Genomic DNA, 13,441 nt, shown 5'->3' with positions numbered 1-13,441 from the left:
CGTTATGTAATGCAAAAGTAATAGCTCAAGTAATTGATATTATTATATATCAATGCACCAACATTCTTATTCGTCAATGAGTAATTGCAATGGTAGGGTTGGTAAATATTGCTTAGCTTGTGATGAAGTATTATTTACTTCAAGGGATAATACATTCTTTGACAGTAGTAATATCGTCCACGGTAGTAGCTGATGCTCAAGCTTCTGTACCCGTGACTGTAAACACTCCGCTGTATCGCTGTTACCGACACTTAGTACTGCTTGCGTCAGCACTTGACCTGCATCTAGCTCGGCTGTCACTTTGTGGATACTACAGCCATGATAACGATCACCCGCTTGTATGACTCGTTTATGAGTATCTAAACCTTTATAAACGGGAAGTAGAGATGGATGTAAATTAATCATGGGTGCTGGTACATTATCGATAAATGAACCGCTCAATACCCGCATAAATCCAGCCAAAACAATCAGATCTGGTTGCCATGCGACAAGCTGCGCATTGGCATGGGCTTCAAAGGTCTTGATGCCCATGCGTTTGCCACTCGCAACGTGCGACAAAACAGCAATTGGAATGTTGGCATCTTTAGCACGTGTCAATGCATAAGCATCGTCACGATTACTAATGACGCCGACAATTTCTATCGGTAGCGCACCTGCTTGCATAGCATCTATCAGCACTTGTAGGTTACTACCACTCCCTGATACCAAAACAGCAATACGTAATGGCTTGATAGGCTGGCTTGTCTGATCAATAGACATTAACGGTATACCACCGCATCCGCTTGGTCATCAGTGCTACGTTTGATCATTTCACCCAATTGCCAAGCGTTTTCACCAGCGTCAGTCAATATCTTGATAGCTGCTTCTGCTTTGTCTTTAGGAACCACGATGACAAAACCAACGCCGCAGTTGAATGTGCGGTACATTTCACTTTGCGCGATATTACCTTGGGTCTGTAGCCAAGTGAACAGTTCTGAGAACTGCCAGCTGTTTGTATTAATGCTGGCCGCTAGGTCATCAGGCAATACGCGTGGTAAGTTATCTGTTAAGCCGCCACCTGTGATATGTGACATCGCATGAAGCGCTGAGCTACCAAGGGTACCTTGTAGCGCCTTGATGGCTTTTACATAGATACGAGTAGGCGCCATGAGAGCGTCTTGAATAGGCTGACCATCTAATTGCTCATCGCTATTGGTCACGTCAACACCGCTGACTTCGATAACTTTTCGTACCAGTGAATAGCCGTTTGAGTGTGCGCCACTTGAGGCAAGTGCAATCAGTACATCACCTTCTGCGACATTTTCACCAGTGACGACCTCTGCTTCTTCTACCACGCCCACACAAAATCCAGCGAGATCATAGTCGTCGTCTTGGTACATGCCTGGCATTTCAGCAGTTTCACCACCGATGAGCGCACAGTTAGCTAGTTTGCAACCATCACCAATACCAGTCACAACCGTCGCCGCAACATCGACATCCAGCTTGCCAGTTGCATAATAATCTAAAAAGAATAATGGCTCTGCACCGCAAACCAATAGATCATTGACGCACATCGCGACCAAATCAATGCCGATAGTGTCATGACGGTTGAGTTGTAATGCTAGTTTTAGTTTGGTGCCCACGCCATCAGTGCCAGAAACTAATAGTGGCGAGGTATAACCTGTTGGGATACGGCATAACGCACCAAAACCGCCAAGTCCACCCACGACTTCAGGACGAGTAGTGGCTTTTGCAACGGACTTGATACGCTGAACCAAAGCATCACCTGCATCGATATCAACGCCGGCGTCTTTGTAGCTTAAAGAAGGCTTGTCACTCATAGTCATCTCACAGTTGGGGGTAGATAATTGGGATTGAAAAGTAAGGGAGTCAGTCACGCTATAATCAGTGCTATAAAGTTTAAAGGCAAAGTTTACAAACAGTGGGCGCATTATACCCAAAAATAGACCGCACTCGCAAAGCAACTTACCGATATTTGGCTAAGTTTTGCATTAAGTGGCAAATAAGTTGCTAAGAAACAAAAAATGACTGATTCTTCGTTGGATTCTGCGATAATAGAACGCTAAATTTATTGCTAATGATTGTCTAAATGATGATTTAAGTATCATTAGTATGTCAGTCGATGAGTACCAAAGAATACACAGCCATATCAAAAAAATCTTGTTAAAGATGCTCGTCGATTACATACCGAGTTCTTTGACCAAAAAGTACTCAATCATTTAATAAATCGCTGTTGTCTCACGCTTTGTCACTATCTCAAACCCGCTTAATAATAGGAGCATCCAGCATGATGAATCAGTCAATAGATCCTTTTTTTCGACGTTTATTCATTGTCGTGGTTCTGGTGGTGGCTGTATTCCTCTTATATCTAATGCTGCCTGTGATTGTGCCATTCATCTTTGCCTTTATGCTCGCTTACTTATTTAATCCTTTAGTAAAGCGGCTATCGAGATATCTTAAGCGGTGGGTTGCGATTATTATTGTCTACTCGACGATCACATTGGGCATGGCGCTATTATTATGGTGGTTGATACCGACATTATGGAGTCAGCTGCAAGCGGCTTGGGATTATCTGCCTAAGATATTTAATTGGTACAACCAAGTTGTGCGAGAGTGGTTTAATAGCAATACTCGTGTCCAATTGCCTCAATTACAGTCTAAAGAGTTCTCTGATACATTGGTCGATTATATGCAGACGAACTATAAGTTTGCTGATGCTAGTACCATGATGAGCCAAATTTTAACGTCAAGTATGAATTTCATTAACAATGCAGGCCTTATTGTATTGGTGCCGATTTTGACCTTTTACTTCCTGTTTAATTGGGATCAACGTTTGCATACATGGAAGATGGCAATACCAGGACCTTATTGCAAACAAGTCATTGGTATCGCAAAAGAATGTGATCAAGCATTGATGGCTTTTATCAAAGGTCAGTTGTTGGTGATGGTACTACTGGGTGCTATTTATGCGATACAGTTACAGCTCATTGGGTTGGAGCTTGGTCTTATTATCGGTATGGTAGCCGGTATCGCTAGTTTTGTGCCTTACTTAGGTTTTGGTATCGGGTTTATCGCCGCTATCATTGCCTGCTTATTTCAGTTTGGGCTCAACTGGACATATTTGTCATTGGTTGTTGGGGCGTTCTTGGTTGGACAAGCCGCAGAAGGCTATATTCTGCAACCATTGCTATTAGGTGATAAGATTGGACTATCACCACTATGGGTCATATTTGCGGTATTAGCAGGGGCAAGTTTATTGGGTTTTGTTGGTATGTTAATTGCGCTACCTGTATCTGCTGTCTTGAATGTATTGTTCCGCCATTTGTATGCCCATTATCGTACGACTGACTTTTATAGAGGTCGCAAGCAGCTGGCGTTGTTTGAAAAGAAGTAAATACTATAACGTTGGATGTTCTGGATAAATAGGGTGTAAATGCTCACAACGTTATAATGGAGCAGTAAACGAAAAGGCTGAGTAGGTAAAAGACTTGTCAGTCATTTTACAAATATGTTATATATAGGCGCAGTGTTGATAGTATCAGTCGCTACGATAATCGTTTCATAAAGATTGAATTTCATCAGTGGCTTTTCATCACTAGGTTTTTAGTCATTGAATTGACCTACCAAAAAACTATATTTATCACATACATTTATACCGGATGGCGCTGATAGCACTTAATGTAGTGTTAAAGCCGTTTATCCTTTTTCTATTGTACTTTTATATTGCGCTACGCAACACGAGTTGATGATTCATGGCAGAAGCACAGCTAAGTCTCAATCTGGACATTAAGCATGATGCAAGTCTCAGCGACTTTGCCGGTCCTGGTTGGATGTCTATTATTGATGCAGTACGGCAGTTACATGTCGGCCTGATTGGTCAGCTATATCTGTTTGGTAGCCCTGCCACAGGTAAGTCTCATCTGCTTTCTGCTATTTGCGAATCGTTTATTGAGATGGACAAGTCAGCAATCTGCTTGTCGCTTAATGAGTTAATCCATACCGATGTCCATGTACTATCTTCTTTAGAAAACTTTGATCTTATTGCTATCGATGATTTAGAAGTGCTTGAGCAAAGCAGTCAATGGCAAGAAGCCTTATTCCATCTGATCAATCGTAGCCGCGAGGGGCAGCGTCAGCTGTTGTTTGCTGCCAATAAACCTGCTGATGATTTACCCTTTCAATTGAGGGATTTGTTGACGCGTCTGGCACAAGCGCCTACCTTCAAAGTCCCTACTGGACATGATTTGGCAGACAGGCAGGCGTTGCTACAGTCTATCTTGCGTCGACGCGGTTGGCAGTTTGATGATCGAATCATTGATTATTTATTGACAGAAGGTCCACACCGGATTGGTGCGATGATGGACGTGCTCAACTACATTCAGCCAATGTTCTCTAATCTTGGGCGTAGCAATATATCAAAAGCAGTGATAAGTGATGCGCTCAAAACGATCGATGAGCAGACACTTGCAGCAGAGCTTGCTGATATCGCTCAAGAGACACAAGTAGATAACGAGACAACGGATCAAGATCAACATACGATGCCGCTTGATTTTTAGTTTCTATAATTACAGTAGTCAGAATTTTAGCAGTCAGAACACGAATAACCGTAAGAATACGAATTGTTTATCCAACATGCTTTTACTATTAATGGAACGCCTTATGAAATCGAATATTTCTTTGCTAAAAAAATTAACTATTGGGTCGTTATTGGTAGGTGCCACTTCGGTCTCTATGACGTCACAGGCAGCAGTGACAGTATTGGTTGATGACAATATCAAAGTCACTGCCATTAATGGACAGGAAATCAAACAGAGTGCGTTTCAGCCACTAACGAAGACATTTACACTCCAGCCAGGTCAACACGCAATCACGGCCAAATACGACCGCTTGTATAACTTACCTCGTGATGAGCATGACTACTTACGTTCAGGTAATGTTAGTGTGACCGCACAACTGGCTGATAACCAAACGTATCGTTTGACCATGCCTAATCAGCCAGAAGACTATGAGGCAGCCAAAGATTATGCCGATCAGCCAACGCTTGCTATACAGCAAAATAATACGGTTATTGCCAGCCAACAAGGTATGGTTGGTAACAAAGGTGGCTTGTTCTCAGGACTTGGTAAGGCAATAGGTGGTGTGTTCGGCGGTGCAGGCGATGCTGAGTTACAGAACCAGCGCGCGATTGCATCATTGGATCAGCCAGCAGTTGCAAATACAAGTCCAGCAGCGATGCCTAAAGGCAACGTCAATACGACGACTGCTGTCCAGCAAAGTGCAAATGTAAGTACGTCTACCAATACGTTAGATTCATTCATGCAAATTTGGCTACAAGCAACGCCTGCTGAGCGTGAAAAAATGCGTCAATGGATGCAAAAATAGCTCTCTTCTTTTATAATTTTGACAATAAAAAAGCACCCTACGAGGTGCTTTTTTATTGTTTAGATTTTGGTAGTCATTTAGTCAGGGTTAATCATTACTAACCCAAAAATGCATTATACATCCATACCAGTTTTTCTTGCTCTTGTACGTAGGCATCTACAAGGTCAGCTGTACCTTGGTCATCGCTTTCTGCTGCTAGAGAAGACACTTGGCGCTGTTCAGTGATTAGGGCTTGCAGACCATTTACTACGCCTTTTACACAAGTTGTGCCATCTTTAACGTTTTTGTCTTCACTGATGCTAGTATGCTGAGAAAAATCGCTATAAGCGTGAAGTGGTGTGCCGCCTAATGTTAGGATGCGCTCAGCAATCTCATCAATCTGTAGTTGTAAAGCAGTATATAGCTCTTCAAATTGAGGATGCAACGTAAAGAAGTGCTCACCTTTTACATTCCAGTGGTAGCCACGTACGTTCAAATAAAATACATGGTATGTTGATAGTAGGTTATTCAGTTGCGCAATAACTTCGCTCATGTCTGCTTTTTCTAAGCCGATCTGGTTAGTAGCATTGTTAGAATTACTCATAGTATTATCCTTATAATGTGAGTGTTGTGATACGTAATAAAGAAGAGTTTTGGTAGCTTAAATCAATAGAGATCAGGTTGGTAAAAAAAGTGATTCAATTCTACTAATCACTGTTCATACCAGCTATTTCTCTATGTCTGTCTTCTTTTGATGCTTATAATAATAGCAAACTATTATTAATAAATTAAATTTAATAAATACAATTTTACGATTGGTTTTATAAAACTAAGACCAAGTCTCTCTACTGTTTTTCTAAACGATAGAGAGACCTCATTACATTTACGCTGGTGGCTGTAAGTTTTCAGGATTTAAGCCTTTCACGGGAACCACTTCTTGTAAATGTTGACGTATCGTATCGATAGGAAACTTCTGTGCTTGCAAGCGCTTTGGTACGATTTGGCTACCTTGTTGACCTTTTAGCTCAAACATCATAAAGATATAGTCGTCGGTTTCGTCCCAGCTTTTGATAGAGGTCCAAGGTATGACGGCTTGTTGAGTTGCGCCTGCACGCATCTGCATACCGCGCATTTGTGAGTTTTTCATCATATCAGGTTGGTTGCTTGGCATTGCCATAACTAAACCATGCTTTTGTACACCCAGCTTCATCTGACGCATCTCATCTGGCATTTCTTGATCGGCGACTTGTTTTTCAAACTCTCTTTTTACATACCATTTAAAACCCAACGTACGAGCCAATAGATAAATCACTACACCAACGAGCATTAACCAAAATATAATGGTTGAGTAGCCGGTCACAAAGATGAGCCCTGCAATGGCAAGTATCACAACCACTGCCATAATGATCCACTCTTTGGTCTTAAAGCTTGATAAACCAAAAGAAGGGCTGGCACTGGCAAACAGTTCATACTGTGCTTGGTGAAATTCCGCCTCAGTCAGATTTAAGGCGACAGGTTGGAGCGTGTAAGGGTACAGGGCCATAAAGGTTTCTCAAATACTTGTGTTAAAAGTGTTGGGTTTGTATCGCCAAAGCCGAGCTATGATGCGCTACTTGGCTGGAGGCGAATAAAGGTATGCGCTTATATTACCGAAAAGTACTCTTAAATGAAACATATAAGCAAGGCTGTTCGCTGATAGGGGTGATATTAATGATTTTATAAGGGTGAGCGAGGGGCGTTTAGGTCGGTCAAACCTTTGAATATGATCCTGAGATAAATGCAACCTGCTAACCATAACGGAAATGGTCGCTCAAAAATAAACCTACAGCCGCCAAAAATGACCAAAACATGGTCAAATCTGCTGGGTCTTGGTATTATAGCGGCTACAAGATATGTTGGTACAAGACATAACGCCATAGCCCGTTGTCACAAAGACAGTGATAGCGAGACGTTGGGCAACTATTATATTAATAAACCTTTTATTCACCTTTAGTGTTACAGGCAACTACTATGATTGATCCGAAACTCTTACGCGGCGATTTGAGCGACCTACAGCAGCAGCTAGCCACCCGTGGTTATGAGCTTGATATGGCGTTCTGGCAGACGATTGAAAACGAGCGTAAGTCGCTACAAGTTAAAACTGAAGAGTTGCAATCGCGCCGTAACGCTGGTGCTAAGCAAGTAGGTGCCCTAAAAAAATCAGGCGAAGATGCCAGTGAGCTATTGGCTGAAATGCAAAGCGTTAGTGGTGAGATCAAAGCTGCGGAAGACGAGCTACGTACGCTACAAGAGCGCATCACTCAAGCAGCGCTACAGATTCCAAATATTCCGGCGGCAGATGTGCCAGTGGGTACGTCAGAAGACGATAACGTAGAAGTGCGTCAGTGGGGCACGCCGCGTACGTTTGATTTTGAGATTCAAGACCATACTCATATCGGTGAGACGCTTGGTATGCTGGACTTTGAGGCAGCGACCAAGTTGACTGGTAGCCGTTTTAACGTGCTCAAAGGTCAATTAGCACAATTGCATCGCGCGTTGATTCAATTCATGTTGAACACGCATACTATGAAGTACGGCTATCTTGAGACCTATGTGCCTTATATCGTTAATAGCGATAGCTTAAAAGGTACGGGTCAGTTGCCTAAATTTGAAGATGATTTGTTTAAGCTAAGCAATCACACGAATAATGAAGAGATGGATTTTTACCTTATTCCAACCGCTGAAGTACCAATGACCAACTTAGTACGCGGCGAACGTTTGGATATCAAAGAGCTACCGCTAAAATTCACCGCGCATACGCCATGTTTTCGTAGTGAAGCGGGTTCGCACGGGCGTGATACTCGTGGCTTGATTCGTCAGCATCAGTTTGAAAAAGTTGAAATGGTCAATGTCGGTACTAGCGATCAGTCTGATGACCTATTAGAAGCGATGACAGGACAGGCTGAATATATCTTGCAGCAGCTTGAGTTGCCATACCGCACGGTACAGCTATGTACTGGCGATATGGGTTTTGCCGCACAAAAGACTTATGACATCGAAGTATGGTTACCGAGCCAAGATACTTACCGTGAAATCTCTAGCTGCTCTAACTGTGGTGATTTCCAAGCGCGCCGTATGGGTACGCGTGTCAAGGATGGTAAGCAAACCAGCTTGGCTCATACTTTAAATGGTTCAGGTTTGGCCGTGGGTCGTACGCTATTAGCAGTGATGGAAAATCATCAAAACGCTGATGGCAGCATTACGATTCCAGAAGTATTACGTCCGTTTATGGGCGGTGCTGAGACTATTTCAGTTTAATAAATTGACTATAAGTAATGAGCTGCCTGTCACTTAGGTCATTCGTAGCTTGTTATTTATAACTTAAATCAAAGTACGTCATTGCTTATCGTTTGACAGAACTGATGTGAGTCATTGCTAAATATAAACGGTCTTGTAACTGCATTTTTGGCTAGGCTCATAGCAAATATGTTAATATTGCATTTTTATTTTATAGCCTATCTATTGAAAACGCCTGTCGCGTTTTTGATGGATTATCCTTTGAGTAAACTCTCCTCTTATCTTTATACGACTCATTCGAATATTAGGACACTCTATGCCAGCTCCAATTAGCGAACGTAAACTAGCCAATGCCATCCGTGTACTATCGTTTGACGCGGTTCAAAAAGCCAACTCTGGACATCCGGGTGCGCCAATGGGTATGGCTGATATTGCCGAAGTTTTGTGGCGCAAATTTTTGAAGCACAATCCAGCTGATCCTAATTGGCACAACCGTGATCGCTTTGTACTGTCAAACGGTCATGGCTCGATGCTTATTTACTCATTGCTACATTTATCAGGTTACGATGTGAGCGTTGATGACCTTAAAGGTTTCCGTCAGCTGCATTCAAAAACCCCAGGGCATCCTGAACTTGGTTATACGCCTGGTGTAGAAACGACGACTGGTCCACTAGGACAAGGTATTGCTAATGCCGTTGGTTTTGCAATCGCAGAAAAAACACTAGCCGCACAGTTCAACCGTGACGGTCATAACGTCGTCGATCATCATACCTATGCATTTTTAGGTGATGGTTGCTTAATGGAAGGTATCAGTCATGAAGTTTGCTCACTGGCTGGCACGTTGGCGCTTGGTAAGTTGGTATTCTTCTATGATGATAACGGCATCTCAATCGATGGTAATGTCGAAGGCTGGTTCACTGATGATACCGAAGCTCGCTTTGAGTCGTATGGCTGGCAAGTTATTAAAGTTGACGGTCATGATACTGACGCAATCACGCAAGCGACTGAGCAAGCCATTGCAGAGACTGCTAAGCCAAGTCTAATTATTTGTAAAACCACGATCGGTGCTGGTAGCCCAAACAAACAAGGTCTAGCCGCCAGTCATGGTGCTCCACTTGGTGATGACGAAATCGCCTTGACCCGTGATGCGCTATCTTGGAAACATGCCCCATTTGAATTAGATGACGAAATCTATGAAGCATGGGATGCTAAAGCCAAAGGCGACGTCCAGCAAAAGAACTGGGATGCAGACTTTGAAGCGTATAAAAAAGCCTATCCAGAGCTTGCAGCAGAACTATCACGTCGTCTAAATGGCGAGTTGCCTGATGACTTTGACAGCCAAGCGCAAGCCTATATTCAGCAAACGCAAGAAGCGGGCGGTGATGTCGCTAGTCGTAAAGCGAGCCAAAATGCTATCAATAGCTTGCAGCCATTATTACCAGAACTATTGGGCGGTTCAGCAGATTTAGCTGGCTCGAACCTTACGCTATTCAAAGGCGCTAAAGGTATCGAAAAAGACGCTGATGGTAACTATATCTATTACGGTGTGCGCGAGTTCGGTATGACTGCGATTGCCAATGGTATCGCATTGCATGGCGGCTTTATCCCTTATGTAGCGACGTTCCTGATGTTTATGGAATACGCACGTAACGCAGTACGCATGGGCGCATTGATGAAGCAGCGTGTCATCCATGTCTATACGCATGACTCTATCGGTCTTGGTGAAGATGGCCCAACGCATCAGCCAGTTGAGCAATTGACTAGCCTACGTACCACGCCAAACCTACGTACATGGCGTCCTTGTGATGCGACCGAATCTGCAAGCGCTTGGGTAGAAGCAATCAAATCAGAAAACAACCCATCAGCATTGATCTTTAGCCGTCAGAGCTTGCCACATCAAGCACGTGATAGCGAGCAAGTAGCGAACATCACAAATGGCGGCTATGTACTGGCGAAAGAGCAAGGCGAGCTACAAGCCATTATCATCGCGACAGGTTCAGAAGTTGGCCTAGCGATGCAAGCGTACGAAACATTGAGCGCAAATGGTGTTGGCGTCCGTGTGGTCTCTATGCCATGTGCTGAGATTTTCGTTGAGCAAGATGCAAGCTATCGCGAAGCGGTATTGCCTGCAAATATTCGTGCTCGCGTCGCAGTAGAAGCCGCGCATGTAGATTACTGGTATAAGTTCGTTGGTCTAGATGGCAAAGTCATCGGTATGACGACTTATGGCGAATCTGCTCCTGCTAGCGACTTGTATAAAGAGTTTGGTATCACGACGGATGCTGTGATTGAAGCGGTAAATAGTTTGGTGTAATAAACCTAACTTAGTTAGTATTTAGAAAAAGAGCTACTAGAGAAATCTAGTGGCTTTTTTTATGGAAGGAAGATGAAAATATGTTGACTAATTACTATAAGAACCTATAATTCAGTTTGTAATAAAAAGTTAATTTAAGTTTTTGATATGTAACAAATATTCATGGTCTGATGCTTAGCACGAACCTTTAAACAGCTCCTTTGAGTGAGTACTCATATGCCACATCCTCGCGTAAATAAGAACCTTGGTTTAACCCTTTTCACTATTTTTTTTACTACCTCGTTAGTTGCGTGTGGGGGTTCTGGGGGTGGCTCTGGAAGTGCAAGTAATGATGACATTGTTAAGCCTAATACTCCTACGCCCACCGATAAATGCAAAGATAAAACTGCTAGTAATTCAGGGCAGGCTGACTTAGACGAAGATGAGATCACTGATGACTGCGACGATGACATCGATGGTGACGGCGTTGTGAATGCAAAAGACGCAAGACCTTTGGATGCCACTATTGCTGGCATCAGCACTAGATCTTATAAAGGAGACGGTTTTGGCTATATAAATGCAACTGAAAGTTTTTACTTTAATGGCAAAAATCAGCTGGTTGAGCAAGAATACCTGTCATCTAGCAATCCTGATCGAGCTAATACCTCAACGCAGTTTACTTACGACAATAAAGATCGCCTAATTCGCCGCGAACAAACCCGTGGTCTCGATAAGCGAAATGATGGTATCGAAGTATGGGTATATGATCAAAAAGGTCAGCTAACTGAGTTCAACACTAATTCTGATGGAGATAGTATTTTTGAGAGAACAGTAACTTATCAATATAATTCAAACGGTAATATCGAACAGATAGTAGAAAAGGATTCAAGTGATTCGAGATTTTTCTATAATTCAACAAGAACATATACTTATAACAGCTCTAATCAGTTAGAAAAAATTGAGACGGATGAATATAACGACGGTAGTATAGACAGAGTTGAAGATATAACTTTTAATATTAATAATTACCTAGCTAAGTCTGCTCTATCTTTTATAAGAGTTGATGAAAATACTAACAATGATGTTAGAGAATTGCGTAATACTTTAGAGTTCAGCTACGATAATCAAGGTAATGTTACAAAAGTTGTTGATAGCTCAATCGATTATGGAAGTGTTCGAGCTGTTACCTATAGCTATGATAATCAAAAAAATATTATTAAAAAGACAACTAATGACGAACCATCTGTTATCGATATTGCAGTTTCTTATAATAATTTAGGCTTAGCGACTAGTGCTACGGAAACATATGAAGGGTTTAGAGCTAACGTTCAGAATGTTACTAATAAAGCTGAATATAACAATGCAGGATACTTAACTAAAACTCTAGTAGATGTTAGTCAAAATGGAAAAATCAACCAAGAGATTACTTACAGCTATGAAGGAAGCGTCCCACTAACGTTTAATATGCCAACATTTATAGATTTTGGATTATCTAATAATAGAGCTCCTACTGCGACTAGTTTATTGAATAAAGTGAATGCTAGATATACCGCAGATATGATTAAAGAGTCTTATTATGACTAACTACATATCTGAGATTGTTATGTCTATAAAGAGTTTACTGTAATTTAAGCATAAACTAAATTTTTAGTTTATAAGAGAGCCGTTAGAGTAATCTAATAGCTCTTTTTAGTTGCACACCAAGTTTGATGAGCGGTTTGATGAGCGAGATATTAAATGAGCAATAATTATACAGTCGATGACAATAGCATTGCTTCAAATCCCGGTAATACAGAGCTAAATAAATGGGTATGGTTTTGTCATAATAAAATGACCGTAAGCTTATTGACACTATTTCTAATTTGCTCATTATTAGCGACGATGGTCATCGATGTTATGTATTTCTTAGTTACTGTTATTGCAGTAGTGATGAACCTTTATTACTGGGTAAATAAAAAGGAGCATTTTTTAAGTGGAGATTCAAATGGAGGTATTGTTGTAGATACTTATCCTACTCTCATTGCAGTTAATACAAGTTTAACTAAAGGTTACGGTCATTTCCCAGTAGTCAAAATAATGAAATGTACTTTATTAAAAAATGTGTCTGTTGGCGATAGAGTACCAACAGTTGCGCTCTATACTGCCTCAACTAATGACGATTTAGCACATTGGCTAGACTTCAACCCTATTCATTTATCTTACGCAACTAATGATGCAAAGACAGTAAAGTTAGCTATGCAAAGTTATTCGAACGAACAGTGGGAGCAATTGGAAGAATATTTATTAGAATTAGAGAAGCCATATAAACCAGGTTTATATCAGGTTGATAAAGAACAGAGTAATTGGAATGAGCAACTGAATGACTCTCTAAGTATTTTAAGTAGTATTGAACTTGAAGGAGGAGGTGAACGAATTAATCTAATGAAGATTGTAATTAGCGTAATGGTATTTATAGCTATTTTATATGGGCTAAAGATTTTCATTTGACAGGTATCAACCTAATGAGTTATT

11 protein-coding genes are annotated in these 13,441 nt (G+C 41.6%); 7 read left to right on the top strand and 4 right to left on the bottom strand.

Features of this window, described 5'->3' with window-relative positions:
* Positions 1-66 precede the first annotated feature (66 nt).
* Together purN and purM are read right to left on the bottom strand one after the other, a co-directional pair.
* Positions 67-759, bottom strand: coding sequence for a phosphoribosylglycinamide formyltransferase (gene purN, locus AC5JPY_RS04510; RefSeq protein WP_493852217.1), 693 nt, complete (start codon positions 757-759; stop codon positions 67-69).
* Positions 759-1,820: a phosphoribosylformylglycinamidine cyclo-ligase gene (purM, locus tag AC5JPY_RS04505; protein WP_493852216.1), complete on the bottom strand. Its 1,062-nt coding sequence runs from the start codon at positions 1,818-1,820 to the stop codon at positions 759-761. Before purM ends, purN begins: the two co-directional genes overlap by 1 nt.
* Positions 1,821-2,287: 467 nt before the next feature.
* Here purM and AC5JPY_RS04500 point away from each other — a divergent pair, with 467 nt between their 5' ends.
* The 3 genes from AC5JPY_RS04500 (at position 2,288) to AC5JPY_RS04490 (ending at position 5,382) form a co-directional block, all read left to right on the top strand.
* The gene (locus AC5JPY_RS04500) at positions 2,288-3,394 is read left to right on the top strand and encodes an AI-2E family transporter (RefSeq protein ID WP_319051251.1); all 1,107 of its coding nucleotides are present in this window, start codon (positions 2,288-2,290) and stop codon (positions 3,392-3,394) included.
* A 358-nt stretch (positions 3,395-3,752) separates the two neighbouring features.
* Complete coding sequence (hda, locus tag AC5JPY_RS04495; protein WP_319051250.1) at positions 3,753-4,556, top strand: DnaA regulatory inactivator Hda; 804 nt, start codon at positions 3,753-3,755, stop codon at positions 4,554-4,556.
* Between the two features lie 103 nt (positions 4,557-4,659).
* Entirely contained in the window at positions 4,660-5,382 is a 723-nt protein-coding gene (locus tag AC5JPY_RS04490) for a DUF2057 family protein (RefSeq protein ID WP_493852215.1), read from the top strand.
* 97 nt (positions 5,383-5,479) lie between these two features.
* Here AC5JPY_RS04490 and AC5JPY_RS04485 read toward each other — a convergent pair whose 3' ends face one another.
* Together AC5JPY_RS04485 and AC5JPY_RS04480 are read right to left on the bottom strand one after the other, a co-directional pair.
* Positions 5,480-5,965: a Dps family protein gene (locus tag AC5JPY_RS04485; RefSeq protein ID WP_319051248.1), complete on the bottom strand. Its 486-nt coding sequence runs from the start codon at positions 5,963-5,965 to the stop codon at positions 5,480-5,482.
* Between the two features lie 279 nt (positions 5,966-6,244).
* Complete coding sequence (locus AC5JPY_RS04480) at positions 6,245-6,904, bottom strand: YcxB family protein (protein ID WP_493852214.1); 660 nt, start codon at positions 6,902-6,904, stop codon at positions 6,245-6,247.
* Between the two features lie 467 nt (positions 6,905-7,371).
* Here AC5JPY_RS04480 and serS point away from each other — a divergent pair, with 467 nt between their 5' ends.
* The 4 genes from serS (at position 7,372) to AC5JPY_RS04460 (ending at position 13,417) form a co-directional block, all read left to right on the top strand.
* On the top strand, positions 7,372-8,658 hold the full coding sequence (gene serS / locus AC5JPY_RS04475; protein WP_493852213.1) for a serine--tRNA ligase: 1,287 nt from the start codon (positions 7,372-7,374) through the stop codon (positions 8,656-8,658).
* A gap of 295 nt (positions 8,659-8,953) precedes the next feature.
* The gene (gene tkt / locus AC5JPY_RS04470; protein WP_493852212.1) at positions 8,954-10,951 is read left to right on the top strand and encodes a transketolase; all 1,998 of its coding nucleotides are present in this window, start codon (positions 8,954-8,956) and stop codon (positions 10,949-10,951) included.
* Positions 10,952-11,167: 216 nt separating this feature from the next.
* Complete coding sequence (locus tag AC5JPY_RS04465; RefSeq protein ID WP_493852211.1) at positions 11,168-12,514, top strand: hypothetical protein; 1,347 nt, start codon at positions 11,168-11,170, stop codon at positions 12,512-12,514.
* 153 nt (positions 12,515-12,667) lie between these two features.
* Positions 12,668-13,417, top strand: coding sequence for a DUF3239 domain-containing protein (locus tag AC5JPY_RS04460; protein ID WP_493852210.1), 750 nt, complete (start codon positions 12,668-12,670; stop codon positions 13,415-13,417).
* Positions 13,418-13,441: the final 24 nt, after the last annotated feature.

This window comes from Psychrobacter sp. H27, from assembly GCF_059072655.1.
Note: the sequence above shows the minus strand (reverse complement) of the source record. Positions and strands in the feature narration are given on the sequence as shown.